The sequence below is a fragment of the Flectobacillus sp. genome (assembly GCF_049240685.1).
Taxonomy (GTDB): Bacteria; Bacteroidota; Bacteroidia; order Cytophagales; family Spirosomataceae; genus Flectobacillus.
This window is the reverse complement of record NZ_JBMLSD010000027.1, coordinates 1-19,691: the sequence shown is the minus strand read 5'-3', so window position 1 is coordinate 19,691 and position 19,691 is coordinate 1. Positions and strand designations below refer to the sequence as shown.

Annotated in this window: 13 protein-coding genes; 4 read left to right on the top strand and 9 right to left on the bottom strand. The window is 38.0% G+C overall.

Annotated elements, in window-relative coordinates; genetic code table 11:
* Positions 1-704 precede the first annotated feature (704 nt).
* Positions 705-2,468 (top strand): ABC transporter ATP-binding protein, encoded by a 1,764-nt coding sequence (locus tag ACOVQ4_RS01295; protein ID WP_421818862.1) that lies wholly within the window; start codon positions 705-707, stop codon positions 2,466-2,468.
* 49 nt (positions 2,469-2,517) lie between these two features.
* Positions 2,518-3,453, top strand: a complete 936-nt coding sequence (locus ACOVQ4_RS01290; RefSeq protein ID WP_421818861.1) for a hypothetical protein — start codon at positions 2,518-2,520, stop codon at positions 3,451-3,453.
* A gap of 218 nt (positions 3,454-3,671) precedes the next feature.
* Here ACOVQ4_RS01290 and ACOVQ4_RS01285 read toward each other — a convergent pair whose 3' ends face one another.
* The 6 genes from ACOVQ4_RS01285 to ACOVQ4_RS01260 all read right to left on the bottom strand — a co-directional run bounded on the left by ACOVQ4_RS01285 (position 3,672) and on the right by ACOVQ4_RS01260 (position 11,493).
* A complete protein-coding gene (locus ACOVQ4_RS01285) occupies positions 3,672-4,334 on the bottom strand; it encodes a DUF3267 domain-containing protein (protein WP_421818860.1) in 663 nt (220 codons plus the stop codon).
* A gap of 30 nt (positions 4,335-4,364) precedes the next feature.
* On the bottom strand, positions 4,365-4,997 hold the full coding sequence (locus ACOVQ4_RS01280) for an LON peptidase substrate-binding domain-containing protein (RefSeq protein WP_421818859.1): 633 nt from the start codon (positions 4,995-4,997) through the stop codon (positions 4,365-4,367).
* Positions 4,998-5,162: 165 nt separating this feature from the next.
* Complete coding sequence (locus tag ACOVQ4_RS01275) at positions 5,163-5,657, bottom strand: gliding motility lipoprotein GldH (protein WP_421818858.1); 495 nt, start codon at positions 5,655-5,657, stop codon at positions 5,163-5,165.
* Between the two features lie 123 nt (positions 5,658-5,780).
* Positions 5,781-7,349, bottom strand: a complete 1,569-nt coding sequence (gene ricT / locus ACOVQ4_RS01270; protein ID WP_421818857.1) for a regulatory iron-sulfur-containing complex subunit RicT — start codon at positions 7,347-7,349, stop codon at positions 5,781-5,783.
* 210 nt (positions 7,350-7,559) lie between these two features.
* Positions 7,560-8,843 carry a phosphoribosylamine--glycine ligase gene (gene purD, locus ACOVQ4_RS01265; RefSeq protein WP_421818856.1) on the bottom strand — a complete coding sequence of 428 codons (1,284 nt, stop codon included), beginning with the start codon at positions 8,841-8,843 and terminating at the stop codon, positions 7,560-7,562.
* 295 nt (positions 8,844-9,138) lie between these two features.
* Entirely contained in the window at positions 9,139-11,493 is a 2,355-nt protein-coding gene (locus ACOVQ4_RS01260; RefSeq protein WP_421818855.1) for a RecQ family ATP-dependent DNA helicase, read from the bottom strand.
* A 127-nt stretch (positions 11,494-11,620) separates the two neighbouring features.
* Between ACOVQ4_RS01260 and ACOVQ4_RS01255 the strand changes: the two genes are divergently transcribed.
* Positions 11,621-12,589 carry a KpsF/GutQ family sugar-phosphate isomerase gene (locus ACOVQ4_RS01255; protein ID WP_421818854.1) on the top strand — a complete coding sequence of 323 codons (969 nt, stop codon included), beginning with the start codon at positions 11,621-11,623 and terminating at the stop codon, positions 12,587-12,589.
* 375 nt (positions 12,590-12,964) lie between these two features.
* Here the strand turns inward: ACOVQ4_RS01255 and ACOVQ4_RS01250 are convergent, their stop codons facing one another.
* Positions 12,965-13,438 carry a DUF4293 domain-containing protein gene (locus tag ACOVQ4_RS01250; RefSeq protein ID WP_421818853.1) on the bottom strand — a complete coding sequence of 158 codons (474 nt, stop codon included), beginning with the start codon at positions 13,436-13,438 and terminating at the stop codon, positions 12,965-12,967.
* 95 nt (positions 13,439-13,533) lie between these two features.
* Positions 13,534-15,006 carry a 1-hydroxycarotenoid 3,4-desaturase CrtD gene (gene crtD, locus ACOVQ4_RS01245; RefSeq protein ID WP_421818852.1) on the bottom strand — a complete coding sequence of 491 codons (1,473 nt, stop codon included), beginning with the start codon at positions 15,004-15,006 and terminating at the stop codon, positions 13,534-13,536.
* A 368-nt stretch (positions 15,007-15,374) separates the two neighbouring features.
* Here crtD and aspS point away from each other — a divergent pair, with 368 nt between their 5' ends.
* Entirely contained in the window at positions 15,375-17,138 is a 1,764-nt protein-coding gene (aspS, locus tag ACOVQ4_RS01240) for an aspartate--tRNA ligase (protein ID WP_095161234.1), read from the top strand.
* A gap of 190 nt (positions 17,139-17,328) precedes the next feature.
* Here aspS and ACOVQ4_RS01235 read toward each other — a convergent pair whose 3' ends face one another.
* Complete coding sequence (locus ACOVQ4_RS01235; protein ID WP_421818851.1) at positions 17,329-19,269, bottom strand: PEP/pyruvate-binding domain-containing protein; 1,941 nt, start codon at positions 19,267-19,269, stop codon at positions 17,329-17,331.
* Between the last annotated feature and the right edge of the window lie 422 nt (positions 19,270-19,691).

Sequence of the window (19,691 nt, the reverse complement as noted above, 5' to 3'; positions counted from 1 at the left end):
TTTAATAGCTTTCAATATCTTAATTGCAATCATTTATTAATCATGCAGAGTTAGATTTAATTTATGTGCTTAGGCATTAGGCAAAAGGCACTAGGCAAAGAGTTTTAAAATGTTATTAAGTTAGCACACAAAATAAAGTTTAAGATTGTGCTTATAAGCTTTCAAGTATCGGCTTTCGGCGGTGGGCTATGGGAAAAATGCATGTTCGTGGTCGTTAAAAATATTTTAGCACTCTTTGCCTTGTGCCTGTTGCCTAAAACACAAAACTTAAATATAATTCTGCATGATTACTTAAGTTAGCACACAAAATAAAATTTAATTTTCAGGCAATAGGCTTTAGGCACTAAGCCGTAATCTAGAGAAAATAAGGCGTTTTTATGAAATTATAATAACCTTTTGCTAATGCCTTAGGCTTACATCCCAAAGCCAAGCACTTAAATCTAATTTTGTTCAAATACTCAAGTCTAGATATTTTTACAGAACTATTTTAAAAACCTTATGGTTAATCCTTAGTCAAAGTCTACTATTAACGTATTAGTTATGTTTTCAGGCACTAGGCAACAGGCATAAGGCAAAGAGTAATATCCACAGACATGCTTTTGTCCAAAGCTCACTGCCGAAGGCTGACACCTGAAAGCCGAAAGCTCAATAGTTCAATTTAATTTTATCTTATTCTCCAATTCACAATCGCTCATATCCAAATCATGAAAATACTATTACCCTATCTTAAACGATACCAAACAACGGTGTGGCTAGCGCTATTGCTGGCAATTATTAATCAAGTTTTTTCACTGTTAGACCCGCTGATTTTCAGACACATTATAGACAATGTAGCTACGAAGTTTACGGATAAAAACAGTACTTTTCAGGACTTCGTAGGAGCTATTTTACCATTGCTCGGTGCCTCTGTTGGAGTAGCCTTTGTGTCGAGGGTTGCCAAAAACTTTCAGGACTATTTTATTAATACCATAACTCAAAAAATCGGTGCCGAAATGTACGCCGATGGGATTCGTCACTCGCTCGAATTGCCGTATGAAACCTTTGAAGACCAACGCTCGGGCGAAACATTAGGTAAACTTCAGAAGGTAAGAGTCGATGTAGAAAAGCTGATTTCCTCGGGTATTAATATCTTTTTCCAGAGTTTAGTTGCTTTGGTATTTGTGACGATATATGCCGTTTCGGTGCATTGGTCAATTGTGCCATTGTTTTTAACGATTGGCCCTCTTATCGGTTGGATTAGTTCGTTATTAAGTAAAAAAGTAAAAGTAATCCAAAAATCTATTGTTCAAGAGTCTACCGCTTTGGCAGGCTCTACTACCGAATCATTACGCAATATCGAGCTTGTAAAATCTTTGGGATTGGCGCAACAAGAAATCAATCATCTCAATAGCACAACGCAAAAGATTTTAGGACTAGAACTCAAAAAAGTGCGTTATGTGCGTAGTATGATGTTTATTCAGGGTACAAGTGTTAATTTACTTCGAGTAATTTTGACCTTTGTTATGATGTATTTGATTTATCGTGGAGATATTACACTTGGTCAATTTTTCTCTTTAAATATTTACTCATTCTTTATTTTTGGTCCACTGCAAGAAATGGGGAATGTGATTAATACCTATCGTGAAGCACAAGTTTCTTTACAAAATTATGAGTCTTTATTTGATATCCCTGTTGAAGTAAAACCAGCGTCTCCACAGCCTATTCCAAGCATCAAATCATTGGCATTTGAAAATGTTTCATTCAAGCATCAGTCGGCTTCTAAGAATGCGCTTCGTGAAGTAAGTTTTGAAACTGTAGCAGGACAAACAATTGCTTTTGTTGGCCCGTCGGGTTCGGGAAAAAGTACTTTGGTAAAACTATTAGTCGGGTTATATAAGCCTCAAAATGGCCAAATATTGTACAATGGTCATGATGGGCGCACGATAGATTTTGATCAGTTAAGAGAGAAAATCGGTTTTGTAACTCAGGATACGCAATTATTTTCAGGTACAATTCGTGAAAATTTACTTTTTGTAAATCCTAAAGCTACCGACGAAGAATGTTTGGCAGTATTGAAAAAGGCTGCTTGCGAGCCACTTTTAGCTCGTGCCGATAAAGGTCTCGATACCGTCATTGGTGAAGGTGGTGTAAAAGTATCGGGTGGCGAAAAACAACGTTTGAGTATTGCCAGAGCCTTATTGCGTAATCCACATTTGTTGATTTTTGACGAAGCTACTTCAGCACTTGACTCATTGACAGAAGAAGAAATTTCGGAAACGATTCGTGAAGTATCTGTTCATGGCGAGCATCTCACCATTTTGATTGCCCACCGATTGAGTACAATTATGCACGCAGATAATATCTTTGTACTCGAAAAAGGAAAAATTGTTGAATACGGCTCACATCAAATACTATTGGAGAAAAAAGGACTCTATTATGCGATGTGGCGCCAGCAAGTAGGCGAAAAAGAAAGTATAGAAATTGAATAAAACCATTGGGGTGTCGAAATCGGCACCCTAATTTATTGTACCCAAATACATGTCCAATCACATTACCCGTTATGAAGGTTTGATTGCTTCCCAAACCTTTGATAAAGTTACTAGCAAGCTACAAAAGCAATTTGTACAAAACCTCAAACGGCTGGAAGCACTCAAAGTAGAAGTTGCCGAAGCCAAAGCCTTTGAGCGTGCTGTAGAAGTTCAAGTTGCTAAAGATATTGCCCCTCTGCACCGAAAATATAACCAACGATTGGGAGATATGCTCTTGATTTTGGACTCACATTATGGACGCTTGACTGAAGAGGAAAATTATAAACTAGGCTTCTATATTGCCACAATGGTCAGTCAGTTGTTGGCCTCGGGTCTACAACATTTACAGCCTTTGTACGAGAAATACCAAGAATATCTCATGTCAGATTCTCAAGAAGTAGATATACCATCAGAAGAGGAGGACGATGATGAAGATATTCCTGAAGAATGGAACGAACAAGATAACCGCATTTTTGAGCAAGTTGAAGAAACATTGCCACCGATTACCAACAAAACCGCTCGTTCGATTTATATGGAATTGGTAAAGGAATTTCACCCAGATTTGGAATCAGACGAGGAGGAAAAGCTTCGTAAAACCCAATTGATGCATTTAATTACAGAGGCTTATTCCAAAAACGACCTTTATGAGTTATTGAAGCTTCGAATGACGCTGATTACGGAACAAGAAAAGCCTCAGACTTTTATCGAACCACAACTTAAGCGTTATAACAAGATTTTGATTAAGCAAATTTTGTTTTTGGAAAAAGAACTAAAAGATATTCAAACAGGAGCATATTGGCAGTTTGGAAAAGGGAATTACAAAACGATGGACATCAGTATTATTACCGAAATGAATTCCATTAAAAAAGCAACCAAACAATTAGAGTTTCATAAACAGGTACTCAAGTCCAAAGAATATGTCGTGCAGTTTTTGAGTAATTATTAATACGCTCTAGGCTATAAGCCGTAGGCATTAGGCAAGCACAACAATTTGGCTTTCGGCTTTCAGCAATGGGCTTTCGGCCAAAAAATCTCCCATGAATTCAACTAAGCTTTGGGGCTTAATACCTAAAGCTTGTATATTAATGTTGAATGAGGGCTATTAGTTAGGAAAGATATCCGTTAAGCCCCATGCTGAAAGCTGATATCCCAGTGCTAACATTTCTATTTTTTCGAAACTTTTTCATAAAAGTACGATTCGCCTTTTCCCTCTATATCGTCGTAGGTATATATATCACGGTGTTTGTTACGAAGGGCATATTTTACCAACATAAAATCGCCTATACAACCCATGGTATGAAGAGCTAGCAAGAGAATAATGATAAATTGCCAATCAGGAAAAAGGAGAATTGCTATCACTAATAAAGGAGTGATAACGGCAAATGGCATAATGGCCAACCAAATAAGTTCTTTAAGATTGATGGCAAACTTTTGTGCATAGGCATAGGCCATCATGCCTTTCCAGTTCCAGCCAAAGCCTATTTTAGGAGCACCTAGTATTTTGAATACAGCCCCATGTATTAACTCATGAAGGGGTAAAAGTACCACGAAAAATAAAATTATACCTCCAAACAAAGCACCAGCGCCACCCCATTCACCACGAAGGGCAGCAGGAATAATAGCGACTAGTCCATAGCCCAATATACCACCTAAAACCATGAAGAGCGCCAAAGCCAAATATTTCGACAAGGGTTTAGTCGTATTTTCAGAGGTACCTGCATTCATTTCTCTTGACAAAAACGCCCCCATTTCATCGATATGAAAGGCATCGATTAGTTCAAACTCAGTACTATTAGAAAGTTGTTCGGGGGTTGGTCGAGACTTCATAAAAAATCGTGTTTGAGGTTATAAACTTGGTTAAAAATTTAGTGGATCTAAATTTTTAAAGTGACCATTCATACGAATACGTTCTTTGGTTCGCTCTAGTTCATGCAAAACAGGTAAAACTTTGTCGAGATGTGCCGATATATAGGCCTGTCTTTCAGTTTCAGTAGGCATTTTTAGTAGTTCATATTCTTTCTCAATAGATAAGCCAATTTTGTGAGCGATTTGATAGGAATAAGGCTGCGGTTTTTGAGGATTAAATTTATTTTCCTCATTCAATAAAGTATACAGGTCTGCTATTTGTTCTATCAATTTAGGAAGGACAGGAGGCTTAATTTCAGGGTCTTTCAACGTTTCGACATCTCCACCAGCATATAGTTTTCCTTCTACTGGATTCTGAAAATCTAAGATTCTAAACACTCTTACGCCTTGAGTTTTAATATCCATTCTTCCATCTTCATATACTTTATAGACTGATACTATTTTCACCTCTGTGCCAAAACCTTGCATTTTACCATCTATAAATGCTGGAATTCCAAAACTCGAATCATGCAAAACAGCATCTTTTATCAATTGGCGATAACGAGGTTCAAAAATATGAAGATTAAGGTCTTCCAAGGGAAAAACCACCAAATTGAGCGGAAACAGTGGTAAAAATTTTTGCATGTGATTAGTATCTACTTAAATCCAGTGAGTGGGTATATAAGTTTTTGCCAAAAGCCTTACAAATTTGGCTTTCGGGAAGGGGCATTTGGCAAAAAACTTAACTGTAGTTATTGAAAAATGTTAAAACTATTTGCCAAATACCTTTTGCTTAGCGCACTCAACTTTTTACTTAATATTTACTTTTTCTATGGTAAAACCTACACTAACAATATCTGCTAATGGGTTTTGTCTCATATATTGTTTTACTTGAATTTTATATTTTCCTTTTTTAGGAAAAGTAAAATTCTTGAATGCCAAGATTTTATGGTCATAAACATCCCCTAAACCTTCTCCCAATTTTTTTCCTGTACTTGGGTCAAAGAGCACCAATTCATCTAATTTTTGATGAATGATTTTCCCTTTATCGTCTGATAGATAATGGGTTAAATAAAGGTTATAATAAGGGTATGAACGATTATTGCGAACATTATAAAACACATTATAAGTCGCGGAGGTATCATCGACGTTGAATTCGAACTCAGGAGTATCCTTAATAAACCATTTGGCATCAGTAATGTTGTAATTATCTTTCAAAATTGTATTTGAATCACATCCCAACAACACTGTTGCTACCAAAGCACTTCCGATTACTATTTTCGATTTCAAACTTCTGAGGAACATAAGATTACAGTGGATTAAAAAAAGGAGCTGGAGTTGAAATGTGTCATTTCTCGCCCAAACTCCTTTTTTATATAAATGATGAGTTGACCTTCTTCACCGTGAAAATGGGTACCAATTGTTCAACTATTTTTGGGGAGGTTTATTGTTGTCGTTCTTCCCATTTTTGTGTTGATGCGGAGGGCGATTATTATTTCCCTTCCCATTCTTATTGGCTCCCTGAGGGTTTTGCTGTGGAGGCTTATTGTTGGCCTGTTTGGCTGGTTGTCCTCCTTGCTGCTGGTTTGTGTTGCTCGCTTGTTGGTTTGGATTTCCTTTAGGAGCATTGTTGGCTGGTTGTGGTTGAGCCTTAGCTTGAGGGTTTTTATTTGCTTGATGCTTATGCTGATTATTCCCTTTATGGCCATTGTTATTATTGTTGTTTTGGGGCTGTTGAGGCTTTTTATCAACATTTACAGGCTTATCCTTTTTATCCGACACCTCAAGACGAGTATCCTTTCTTTCATGTTTGTGCTCTTTGCGCTCCACCCTTGAATCTTGGTATCTTTCGTTTTGTTTGGCCTTATTTTGAGGTTTCTTCTTGTTGTTGCTGTATTTCTTATCCATTTTGTCTAAGTCAGCATTCAAACCAGAAATAGGCTTATCCAAATCCAAAGAGGCAGGAGTATTTTCGAGTACATCAAGCGATTGAGGTTGAATTCCCTTTTCATTGAGTTCAACAATCTCTCTCACTTTATCGACCGTCACTGGAATCCAGTTGCTTTCCTCTCCACGATATCCAAACCACATGACACGCTTAAAAATGTCTGTTTTTTGTAAAAGAGCTTCGCCTTTTAAAGTTTGTAGAGGCTTCTCAATCGTTGGGATATCTTTGAGGGCATCCATATAAGTCTCAAGCTCATAGTTGAGACAACATTTCAAACGGCCACATTGTCCTGATAGTTTTACAGGATTCAATGAAAGATTTTGATAACGAGCTGCCGAGGTGGTTACGTTCTTGAAGTCGGTCAGCCACGTCGAGCAACAAAGCTCACGGCCACATACGCCAATACCTCCAACACGAGCAGCTTCTTGGCGCAGAGAAATTTGCTTCATTTCTACTCGGACCTTAAACTCGCTTGCCAAAATTTTGATAAGCTCACGAAAGTCAACACGGTCGTCGGATGAATAATAAAATATCGCTTTGGTATTATCTGATTGAAACTCTACATCAGACAACTTCATGTCCAATTTAAGTTCTTTGATAATCTCGCGGGTACGATACATCGTTGGTAAATCACGAGCAATAGCCTGCTCATGTTTTTCCAAGTCTTTATCATTGGCTTTGCGATAGACTACACGTACATTTTCATCATCTTTAATATTTTTTTTCAACATTTGCAGGCGAACTAATTCGCCCTGTAATGAAACGAAGCCAAGATGATGACCGTTTGGAACATCTACGATAACGGGGTCGCCAGCAAATAGTTCGATTTGACTCACATTTCGAAAATATTCTTTACGACCACCCTTAAATTTTACCTCAATGATATTAAACTTACTAAATGCGGGCACTTCCATATTCGACAACCAGTCAAATACGTTCATTTTATTACACCCGCCTGTACCGCAAGCGCCATTGTTTTTGCAGCCACTTACAGCACCATTGTTATTACGAGTACCACAACTACCTGTGGAACATGATTTGCATCCCATATATCTTCAAAAGTGAACGAGATAATGAGGAAAAGTAAGGTTTGATTTGGGAAGATATTTCCTAAAATCTTTTTTACTATGGCTCAAAACTCAGTGAAACACTGATGTCTTTTGGAACTTGGTCAAAATCAAGAGGCGGCTCAGGAGCACCTATTTCGGGTTTTCTTTTGCTTATCTTGTTTTGTTTAGGTTCATCAAGAAACTCAGCGACTAACTATACCTGAGCACGTCCAAACCAATATCGCGACGATAATACTTACCTTCAAATGAGATAGTACTGGCCGCTTTTTGTGATTTTTGGATAGCTCTTTCTAATGTATTAGACATTCCAGTCAGAGCCATTACTCTACCACCATTCGTCACAACAAGGTTTCCATCAAGTTTTGTACCAGCATGGAAAATTGAGGCATCTTCTACGTTTTCGTAACCTACAATTACATCACCTTTGTTATAGTCACCCGGATAGCCACCTGCTACTACTACGGTAGTTACGGCGTGCTGTTTGCTAACCGAAAATTCGGCCTCACCCAATTCGCCTTTTGCTGTTGCTATCATGAGGGTTAATAAATCTGACTCGATACGTGGTAGAACAACCTCTGTTTCTGGGTCGCCCATACGTGCATTGTATTCAATCACGATAGGTTCTCCTTCGTGATTCATCAAACCGATAAAGATAAAACCGTTGTATTTAATACCTTCTTCTTTCAAGCCTGAAAGCGTAGGTTTAACGATAGTTTCTTCAACGGCATGCATAAATTTTTCGGTCGCAAAAGGTACTGGAGAAACAGCACCCATACCACCAGTATTTAAACCCGTATCAGCTTCGCCGATACGTTTGTAATCTTTTGCTTCAGGAAGAATCTTGTAAGAATCTCCGTCAGTAAGTACAAATACAGAAAGCTCAATACCTGTCAAAAACTCTTCAATTACTACTTTGCTACTAGCATCGCCAAATTTGGCGTCAACAAGCATTTCTGAAAGTGATGTTTGAGCTTCTTCTAATGTTTGGGCAATAATTACACCTTTTCCAGCTGCCAAGCCATCGGCTTTCAATACAATTGGAAGTTTTTGAGTAGCCAAATAAGCTAATCCATCTTCTAAAGTATCTTTTGTGAAAGTTTGAGATTTAGCAGTAGGAATACCATATTTTACCATGAAGTTTTTCGAGAAATCTTTCGAACCTTCGAGCATAGCGCCTTTTGAATCTGGGCCTACCATCAGCACATGTTGTAAATCTTCGCGACTGGCAAAATAATCGCGAACGCCTTTTACAAGAGGTTCTTCTGGGCCTACGATTACAAGTTCGATTTGATTTTCTAGAACTTGCTCTGCGATTTTTTCGAAATCATTGTAGCCAACAGCCAAGTTTGTAGCAATAGCAGCCGTACCAGCATTACCTGGAGCTACGAATAATTTATCGCAAAGAGGGCTTTGAGCGATTTTCCAAGCAAATGCGTGTTCACGTCCGCCCGAGCCTAAAATTAGTATATTCATTGAATTGGTTAATCTAAAATAAACAGCCTTCAATTAAGACTATTTGTTTGAAATTGAATTGAGTACAAAGGGATAACAAAATTAACGCACAAAGAGGCATTTATGAAATCCTAGCACTGCATTTTTAACAAAACCACTCAGAATCTTATTAACTGGAAGATTTGAGAGATGTTCTTCAAGCAATAAATGGTAAACACATTTGGCTTACTTTTTATTTCTTAAAACGATAGTTTGTTTAATAAAATGCAAATACAAGGCTTTCTTAATACCTCTTCGTTATTGTTTTTTTGACAATCTAGTTGGCTAGTTCGCTCAAGAATTTAATTCTCATCAAACGCAACTCTTCCTCTGTAATATCATCAATTCCACATTTTTCTAATGCTACTGCAATATTATCGGTTTCGGCATGCAAGAAATAGTCATAAATTTCGTCTTGCTTGTCGGGCTCAACTACTTGATTGATATAATAATCCAAGTTGAGTTTTGTTCCCGAATAACAGATATGCTCAATTTCTTCGATGAGGTCTTCCATTGCCAATTCTTTCTGTTCGGCAATGATGTCCAAATCTACTTTGCGGTCTACCTGCTGGATAATATGAATTTTGATTTTTGACTTATTAACTGTCGATTTTACGACTACTTCAGTGGCAGTTTCTATTTCGTTGTCCTCTACGTACTTTTTGATTAAGTCAATAAACGGACGACCAAATTTTACCACTTTACCCATACCCACACCGTTGATTTGCGCCATATCCTCTTTGGTAGTAGGATACGTGGTAGCCATTTCTTCGAGTGAAGGGTCTTGGAAAATTACGTAAGGAGGCAAATTTTTGTCTTTCGCAATTTTCTTTCTAAGGTTTTTCAGTAATTCGAACAACGCAGCATCATACGAACCGCCACCGCCAGCTAGTGATTCTTTTTCATCTTCTTCCTCAATATGCTCGTTTTCGTAGTCATGATCTTTCGAAAGCGTTAATGGGAAAGAATCCTTCAAGAAAGCATGACCTTTTTCAGATACTTTTAAGATACCATAGTTTTCAATATCTTTTTCTAAGTATCCCAATACGGTGATTTGACGAATAACCGACAGCCATTGTTCTACAGGCTCTTGCTGGTGCGTTTTTTTCTTATTTGTCTTTGGTGCTTTTTTTGCTTTGGGTTTCGGAATCGGATTTCCATCCTCATCTTCCTCGTCTGAGTATTCTACTTCTTCGTCCTCTTCATCTTCTTCATCCTCATCGTCGTCGGCTTGAAGTTTGAAATAGTTTTTCCCTTTTCCAAAGATGTCTAATTTATGATGCTCATAACTTGTTACATATTGGTTTTTGTGACCAAGCAATACATCTGCCAAGTGTTGTGCATCGAAACGCTCACCTGTCATGAGGGCTGCTTGTAAGGCCAAAACAACCTCTTGTTCGACTTTGAACTTTGGTGTTGGTTTTTTACAGTTGTCACAATAGCCACAATCTTTCTCTACATGCTCACCAAAATAGTGTAGCAACTGTCGACGACGGCAGATACCCAAAGTAGAGTAAGATACCATCTCGTTCAAAAGCATACGAGCATTATCGCGCTCGTTGATAGTTTTGTCTTTGTTAAACTTATCCAGCTTGTTGATGTCCTCTTTGGCATAGAACATGATACAAATACCCTCCAAACCATCGCGACCCGCACGACCTGTTTCTTGGTAGTATCCCTCCAATGATTTTGGCGCATCGTAGTGGATAACAAAACGAACGTCTGGCTTGTCGATACCCATACCAAAGGCAATCGTAGCGACCATTACTTCAGCTTCCTCATTCAAGAAGGCTTCTTGGTTGGCCATACGAATATCGCTATCTAATCCTGCATGATACGGAAGCGCCTTGATGCCGTTTACATTCAGTACCTCGGCTACTTCTTCTACTTTTTTGCGGCTCAGACAGTAGATAATACCTGCCTTTCCATGATTAGCTTTGATAAACTTGATAATTTGTTTATCAATATCATCACGCTTAGCACGGATTTCGTAATACAAATTTTTGCGGTTGAAAGACGACTTAAACAAAGTGGCATCATCCATATTCAGGTTTTTCTGAATATCCTGTTGCACCTTTGGTGTAGCAGTTGCAGTGAGCGCAATAATTGGCAAAGTATTGTCAAGACTTTCGACAATACTGCGAATTCGGCGATATTCTGGTCTGAAATCGTGTCCCCATTCAGAGATACAGTGCGCTTCGTCGATGGCAACAAAAGAGATTTTTGCTTGCTTCAAGAAAGCAAGATTATCTTCTTTGGTCAAAGATTCAGGAGCAATGTATAACAATTTCACCAGACCACTGATTACGTCGTTTTTCACTTTCGTCATCTCAGCCTTATTGAGCGACGAGTTCAAAAACTGTGCATTGATACCAAAAGCGTTCATTTGATCCACTTGGTTTTTCATCAATGCAATCAATGGAGAAATAACAATAGCAGTACCCTCAGTGGCTATGGCTGGTAATTGATAACACAATGACTTGCCTGCCCCTGTTGGCATGATTACGAAAGTATTTTTTCCTGCTAAAGTATTCTTAATGATATCTTCCTGCTCGCCACGGAACTGGCTGTAACCGAAGGTTTCCTTGAGTTTTTCCTTCAACAAGTCGGTGGTCTCTTGACTAACACTCATTGTCTTCAAACTTATTTGAGGTTATGAATAAAATTGATATTTGGTGGTTGTGAGACTGTACTTATATAATAGTTTATCTTTGCACTAAAATTAATACAAAACCAGTCATTAAAAACCGTTTCTAAAATTGAAATTAGTAAAAAATATTCAATCAACAGCAAAAAAAGTTTTGCAGGAAGAAGCCGAAGCGATACAAAAAATTATTGATAAAATTGATTCAGATTTTGAATCATGTGTAAATCACTTACTTAACAGTCGCGGTCGCTTTGTGATTACAGGTATTGGTAAATCTGCAATCATTGCTCAAAAAATCGTTGCAACGCTTAATTCGACAGGTACGCCAGCTTTATTTATGCATGCTGCTGACGCTATTCATGGCGACCTTGGTATGATTCAGGAGGGAGATTCCGTAATGTGTATTTCCAAATCGGGTGATACGCCCGAAATCAAGGTGCTTGTGCCGCTAATTAAGCGTACAGGGGTGAAACTCATCGCGATGGTTTCAAATCCTCAGTCATATTTAGGAAAAAATGCTGATTTTATTTTGCATGCTTTAGCCGAACGTGAGGCCGATTTGCTCAACCTAGCACCTACTACTAGTACAACGGTAGCACTTGCGCTAGGGGACGCCTTGGCGGTATGCCTATTAGAATGTCGTGGTTTTAGTAGTACCGACTTTGCAAAATACCACCCTGGTGGTGCTTTAGGTAAAAAATTATACTTGAAAGTAAGTGATATTTATCCAAATCATGACTTGCCGATTGTGCAATTCAATACGTCTATCAAAGATGCTATTGTCGAAATCAGCTCAAAACGATTGGGGGCAACTGCCGTTGTCAATGCAGACGGTACTTTGGCGGGTATTATTACCGATGGTGACGTTCGTAGAATGTTGAATAAACATGAGGTTTTGACAGGTTTGGAAGCGAAGGATATTATGACTGCCAACCCCAAAACCATCGAACCTGATGCTTACGCTACCGAAGCGCTTCAAGTTATGCAGGCGAAAAATATCACTTCTTTAGTCGTACTAGAAAATCAAAAACCTATCGGTTTTGTGCACTTGCATGATTTGTTGAAGGAGGGGCTGGTTTAATTCTGTTAGGGGTCAGGCAACAGGCACTAGGCAAAGAGTGGATGTAAAAGATTTCTTGTTATCTTTTTCGAGATAAATCTGAGTCATTCCAAACTTTGAAATTAGACTTATCATCAAATCATTCATCAAAAACATGTGTCATCCCAAATTGTAAGATTGGGATTATCCTCGATAATTTTCATAAAAAAGGGGTCGGAATATATTTCCCGACCCCTTTTTTGAGGCTATCATGCTAGATTTGCTTGGTTTGAGACGCAAGCATTGAGACGCAAGCATTGCGTCTCTACTGACCATCACCAAATAAGATTTATCATAATATAGCGTTCATTTATTTTAAAAACTCAGCACTCTACACTCTAAACTCCACACTTACAACTATCTCATTCTATCTGCTGAGCGCACTAGCATTTCGTCGCGGCGAATTAGACGATTGGCAATCATATTCGCTAGTAGAGCAACTACGCCAGCATAAAAACCTAAAGCATAATTACCTTGGTTTTCTGGTTCGAAAAGTGGGATACCTCCTTTGAAAACATTGAAAAAACTAGCGCCTAATACACCCGCCAAAATAGCCGAGTTTAAAGCGCCTAGTGACATTTGTAAGACTCTTTTCTTGTACTGAGATATAGAAAATGCTGCAATAAGCGCTGCTAATCCAGCCAAAATTGCAATATAAATCGTGCTTGAGCTTACGGTGGTCGCGCCTTGTGTATGCTCCAAAGCTTTGGCTGTCAATACGACTTTCTGATTGAGTGCAGCACTACTTTTTTCCCAAATTGGGCTACTAATTACAACTCCCATGGCAATTACTACTAATGCCAATAAAAGACTTTGTGTACGTTGAATCATTTTGTTATAGCTAAATCTTGTTTTTCAAAAACCTAAAGGTTTTGTTTTGATTGGGCAAAGTTCCGAAACTTTAACTAAGTAAACAAGTAGGTATTTCAAAGTTCCTTTGCCATGATTTTGGCCGAAGATAAGGCCAGAGGAATTCCTCCGCCTGGGTGCACGCTTCCTCCGACAAAATATAATTCTTTGATAGTTTTTGAAAAATTGGCATGCCTCAAAAACGCCGCATATTTATTGTTTGACGAGTTTCCATACAAGGCTCCTTGTGCCGAAGATGTTTTTAGTTCAATACTTCTTGGGTCAAGAATAGCCTCCGTTTCAATAAGAGATGCTAGGTTACAAGATAAAACTCTAGATACTTTATCGATGACTTGCTGGCGCAGGTCTTGAATCAATTTATCCCAATCTTGTCCTTCGTTGGCTGGTGCATTGATAAGTACAAACCAGTTTTCGCAACCCTCTGGTGCGTCGTCTGGCTTATGTTTGGAACTAATATTGATATAAACTGTTGGGTCCTTGAAAATCTTTTTATCCTCAAACATCACTCGAAACTCCTCCCTGTAATCATCGCTAAATAGAATGTTATGAAGCCCTAATTCGGGAAAAGCCTTTTTTACTCCCCAATAAAAAATTACACCTGAGCTAGATTTGGGTTGATTTAACAGTTTATCAGGATGAGGCAATTGTGGTAATAATTTGCGATAGGTATGGGTAACATCCATATTAGAAACCACCTTATCGAAGAAGAGCTCTTGCTCTTCTCTCTCTTGAGATACAACACGAATCCCTTTTATTTGCTGATTTTGGGTAAGAATTTCTTTTACTCGATGTTGAAAATGGAATTTAACTCCAATTGATTTTGCCAAATCGACAAGTACATTGGTAATATCGACCATTCCTTTTTTTGGAAAAAAAGCACCCACATTATATTCCAAATGGGGAATAATATTCAATGTTGCAGGAGTTTGATAGGGATCTGAACCATTGTAGGTTGCATATCTATTGAAAAGTTGTACCAATTTGGGATGTTGAAAATACTTTTCGTTGGCATGATTCATCGTTCCAAAAATGCCAAGTTTAGGAAGATTGAGGTATCCTCGTAGGGCTTTTTTTGAAGTCCATGTGGATAACTTGTGTAAAGAATCTTGCAGGAACAACCCGTCCAAGACTTCATATTTGAATGCACTATCTTTTAAAAACTCTTCTACTTTCGCTGCCGAAATACCCAGAACCTTTTCCACTTCTTGTGCAAATTTGGGAGGTTCAGCGTATGCATTTAGTCGAGTTCCGTCTTCCCAGAAATAATGACAAATCGTAGATAGTCGCTCATATTCAAAAAAATCAGACGCTTTTTTCCCTACTAACTGGAATAGTTCTTCTACCAAATGTGGCAAGGTAAATAGCGATGGCCCTGCATCAAATCGGTAGCCATTTTGCTCAAAACTACTAAGTTTTCCACCTGCATATTCGTTTGCTTCAAACACTTCTACGGCATATCCTTTGTGTGCCAATCGAATAGCCGAAGCAATTCCTGCTATACCTGCTCCTATAATTGCGACTTTTTTCATTCTTTTTTTGTTAGGATTTTCTCTTCAAATATCACCTTTTCCTCACTAATGAAACTATTGATAAGTAGGAATGTTTGAGGTTTATACGTCCTTGTTCTTTTTTCTTAAATATGATTTTTTTCCATAAAAAATAAAAAGACAATACCTCGGACCCTACAAATACTTGCGAGAAGGCTCTTCTTTCTTGGCATTTTTTTACAAATCCTAAAGAAAGTTACAGATTCTACTCAAATAGATTTTAAATTCTTTTGGGTGACACCCTACAAATTCTGTAATTTTGCGAATTATTTAGCTCGGACAGGTATGTCCATATTTTTTCATAAATAAGAGATTACATAGACGGACAATACCGTCCGTATCAAAAACTTATGTTAAGAACTCATAACAACGGCGAACTTCGTATCGCTAACGTAAATGAAATCGTAACGCTTTGTGGATGGGTACAACGTACTCGCGACAAAGGTGGTATGATTTGGATTGACCTCCGTGACCGCTATGGTATTACCCAATTGATGTTGGAAGAGGGTAAAACGCCAAAAGAAGCTATCGAAACTGCTCGTTCGCTTGGACGTGAATTTGTGATTTCGGTGACAGGAACTGTAGTTGAGCGTCTTTCAAAAAATGATAAATTACCTACTGGAGATATTGAAGTGAAGGTAACAGAGTTAAGCATTTTGAACCCTGCCAAACTTCCTCCATTCTTAATTGAAGATGAAACAGATGGTGGCGATGATATTCGTATGAAATATCGTTACCTAGATTTACGTCGTAATCCTGTTCGCCAGAACTTGATTTTGCGTCATAAAATGGCTCAAGAAGTACGCTCGTACCTCGACAAGCAAGGATTTATCGAAGTAGAAACACCTGTTTTGATTAAATCTACGCCAGAAGGTGCGCGTGACTTTGTAGTTCCTTCACGTATGAACCCAGGTGAGTTTTATGCTTTGCCTCAGTCGCCACAAACATTTAAGCAGCTTTTGATGGTTTCGGGTTTTGACCGTTACTTCCAAATCGTAAAATGTTTCCGTGACGAAGACTTACGTGCAGACCGTCAGCCTGAGTTTACTCAAATCGACTGCGAAATGTCATTTATCGAGCAAGAAGATATTCTTCAAATGTTCGAAGGTTTGATTCGTCAATTATTCCAAAACTTGAAAGGGCTTGAAATCAACGAAATTCCTCGTATGACGTATGCTCATGCCATGAAATATTATGGTTCTGACAAACCAGATATTCGTTTTGGTATGGAGTTTTATGAGTTGAAAAGCGAAGAAGTTGATTTAACTTCTGATAAAAACTTCCCAGTATTCGATGCTGCATCAGTAGTGGTTGGTATCAATGCAAAAGGTTGCGCCGAATACACTCGTAAGCAAGTAGACGAATTAACGGATTTTGTAAAACGTCCTCAAATCGGCGCTAAAGGCTTGATTTATGTACGTTACAATGCTGACGGTTCAATCAAATCTTCGGTAGATAAATTCTATTCGGAAGAGGATTTGAAAAAATGGATTGAAGCAGCCAATGCACAACCAGGCGATTTATTGTTGATTTTGTGTGGCGATGGCGACAAACCAAGAAAGCAATTAAACGAATTGCGTTTGGAAATGGGTAACCGTTTGGGCTTGCGTAATCCTAACGAATACTCGGTACACTGGGTTGTTGACTTCCCATTGTTGGAGCATAGCGAAGAGGAAAATCGTTGGTTTGCCATGCACCACCCATTCACGTCTCCTAAGCCAGAAGATATCGAATTCTTGAAATCAGGTGATTTAGGTAAAATTCGTGCCAATGCTTACGATATGGTTATCAACGGTGTCGAAGTTGGTGGTGGTTCTATTCGTATTTTCCAAAAAGACCTTCAAGCTAAAATGTTTGAAACACTTGGATTCTCTGACGAGGAAGCAAAACACCAGTTTGGTTTCTTGATGGATGCCTTCGAATACGGCGCTCCTCCTCACGGTGGTTTGGCCTTTGGTTTCGACCGTCTTTGCTCATTATTTGGTGGTTCTGACTCAATTCGTGACTTTATTGCTTTCCCGAAAAACAACTCAGGACGCGATGTAATGATTGACTCACCATCTACGATTGATGCAAAACAATTGGATGAGTTAAAAATCAAAACTATCGTTTAGGGTTTGATTGATTATTGAAATTTCACTTGTCGAGACGTAAACTTTATGTCTAAAGCCAAGTCCAACATAAAATCCATCAAAAAAGCGGTCAGAAAAATATTTTCTGACCGCTTTTTTGATGCTATCATGCTAGATTTCACTTGGTTTGAGACGCAATCATTGCGTCTCTACGAGTGAAATATAACATACCTTACTCAGGCAAAATATGATTACGTAATAATCGAGCCTGTTTGAAATACAGGAAATATTGGCTATCGGCATTTTTTACCACTTTAAATTCGATATCGGTACTGTAAAGCTGCTTATCGCCCGATTCTTTCTGACGATTCATTAGGGCTTGGTGTACTTTGATGGCATTGATTCTCAAGACTTTTAGCAATGCAGCAACTTGTTCATTTCCGATAAATACCTTACCGAGATTTGAATGACTTTTTACTGAACTAACTACACCATTTTGTCCTACAAGGAAAGCCTCTGGTTTATCATTTTTCTTCGGATTTGCTACTTCATTTTCGCCTGGTTGGGTATTGACTAACACATCCACATTTCCACTATTTTCGTGTGGTGTAACCAAAATTACACCATTGGCATATTCATCCACGAAGGCTGGACTGACCAAAATTGCCATTGCTACTTTTTTGTGGTCTATCCCAAAATATTCTCGTTCCTCAAATGCTTCATCATTCCACAAGGAAGCATAAACTTTGGTGATTTTTTCGGCTAAAACTTTATCGTTATCTGCTACATTAAACCCTTTGGAAGTATATAATCCAGCGCCATTGAATTGGGGTAAATCTTCACAATTGGTAGAACTACGAAGCTTTACTTTTTTTCCTGCAAAATACTTATTCAATACCCCGCGCAGAGATTCGAGCATGGCAGCACTTGGTGTACTTTTGCTAATTACACTTCTAATCCGAGCTAGCGCTTTTTGTTTTTCAGCCTTATTTAAAGTACTTTTTTTACTAAGAAAAAAATTGATTTCTTTATCGGCTCCTTGCGATAACAAATCCATATAGGGTTTAAAACCAACGGCATAAGCAGGTAAAACATATTCCTCTCCCAAAAGCTCATGAATTAGTGCATAATTATTGGCTTTGGCACCAATGAGGTTAACTTTTTGATATTGCTTGAAATTTTTATTCAAAGGAACAGTCGATTCGAAAGTTAGCTCGGGGTTAGGAATATCGACTTTTTGAGGTTGATTTTTTTGCCAAAACTTAAATGCATAATCTGCACTGACAGTTTTGATAATCAATTTCTGAAACTTCGGATTTATTTCAACCATTTCGCCTAGTTTGGCCTTTAACTCTGGCCAAGCCGAAAGATTTGTCAATGAAATATTGAGTGTTTTACGATTTTTGGCTAAAAGGTTTACATGCGAAAGAGGTGTTTGTGGTTCGAGCGTAATAATACCAGCTAATGGCGGTATTCTCTCAGGAATATGCTCAAAAATAGCAATATCTTTGGAACTCAATTCGCTAAGATTTTTCTCATTTTTAACATATACCAATCGGCCTACTGCTACTACTTCATTAAGAACCTCTACCTTGAAGCCATTAAAATGCTTAATGAGACTCATAGTTGTTACCGATTGTAATTGATGTTTGAGAAGGCGCGAGGCAAGTGTCTTATGGCTCAAAATATGTTTTTCTTGTGTATTTAAGACAATTAATGGTTTTCCCTTAAACTGGTTATACGTTGATGATATCAGTTGGGTCAACTTCTGTATTGCGCTTGTCATCGAGGCTGGACTGTCATCATACGAATAATCTTCTACCCGTAGGGCATAGGTGTATTTTTTACCTGATACCGTGTAGGGTTTGGCACTGAGGTCATATACAAAAAATGGAAGATATTGGCGTGTTTTTGAGGCAGAAGTCAATGATTTGAACTGCTTAAATGTAATGGCTCTTCCCAACTTTTTATTCACAAATTCGGCATGACCACGTGTTTCTTTGGGGTCATAAATGTACACTTTGGCAGTATGGTTCCAGTCTACCGCAACGCCCGTCCAAGCAGGTAATGCGCCATAAGCTAAAAACTTATATTTACTGATATCTTGAGCAGATGTGTCGTAAAGACAGAGTCCCCCAATGAGGGCAAGAAGATAAGATAATAACTTAGACATAATCTTCAAATTTGATTTAATGATTGGGATCGAGTACTGATTTTAAGAAGTAATTTTTATGAGGCTAGTACTTTTGCTTATGAATATATGCTAAGAAATTGAGTGAACGCTCAATTATTAAAAGTTTTAATCAAAAAATTATTTAATGGTTATTAAAGTAAAAAAGGTCTTTGTGAAAAACATAAAGTTTCTCATAAAGACCTTTTTATTTATTCTTAAGTATTAAGTAGGAAAACGTTAGTAGTTAATAGTATATTGGTTATCTGAAGACAATCATCATCAAAAGATTCTAGTCAAATTTTGCCTCAGATATACTATTAATTTAATCTTTCCTTTTACTTCATGCAAAATAACGTTGCATTAATACGCTTTAGGCAGTAAGCTGTAAGCATTAGGCAAAAAAGTTTTTATTACTTCATGAG

Bases quoted from the DNA above. Each gene is read 5' to 3' on its own strand.
- ACOVQ4_RS01235 (WP_421818851.1), bottom strand. From the start codon at position 19,269: ATGTCTAAGTTATTATCTTATCTTCTTGCCCTCATTGGGGGACTCTGT.
- ACOVQ4_RS01250 (WP_421818853.1), bottom strand. From the start codon at position 13,438: ATGATTCAACGTACACAAAGTCTTTTATTGGCATTAGTAGTAATTGCC.
- ACOVQ4_RS01275 (WP_421818858.1), bottom strand. From the start codon at position 5,657: ATGTTCCTCAGAAGTTTGAAATCGAAAATAGTAATCGGAAGTGCTTTG.
- ACOVQ4_RS01260 (WP_421818855.1), bottom strand. From the start codon at position 11,493: ATGAGTGTTAGTCAAGAGACCACCGACTTGTTGAAGGAAAAACTCAAG.
- ricT (WP_421818857.1), bottom strand. From the start codon at position 7,349: ATGGGATGCAAATCATGTTCCACAGGTAGTTGTGGTACTCGTAATAAC.
- ACOVQ4_RS01290 (WP_421818861.1), top strand. From the start codon at position 2,518: ATGTCCAATCACATTACCCGTTATGAAGGTTTGATTGCTTCCCAAACC.
- aspS (WP_095161234.1), top strand. From the start codon at position 15,375: ATGTTAAGAACTCATAACAACGGCGAACTTCGTATCGCTAACGTAAAT.
- ACOVQ4_RS01285 (WP_421818860.1), bottom strand. From the start codon at position 4,334: ATGAAGTCTCGACCAACCCCCGAACAACTTTCTAATAGTACTGAGTTT.
- ACOVQ4_RS01280 (WP_421818859.1), bottom strand. From the start codon at position 4,997: ATGCAAAAATTTTTACCACTGTTTCCGCTCAATTTGGTGGTTTTTCCC.
- crtD (WP_421818852.1), bottom strand. From the start codon at position 15,006: ATGAAAAAAGTCGCAATTATAGGAGCAGGTATAGCAGGAATTGCTTCG.
- ACOVQ4_RS01295 (WP_421818862.1), top strand. From the start codon at position 705: ATGAAAATACTATTACCCTATCTTAAACGATACCAAACAACGGTGTGG.
- purD (WP_421818856.1), bottom strand. From the start codon at position 8,843: ATGAATATACTAATTTTAGGCTCGGGCGGACGTGAACACGCATTTGCT.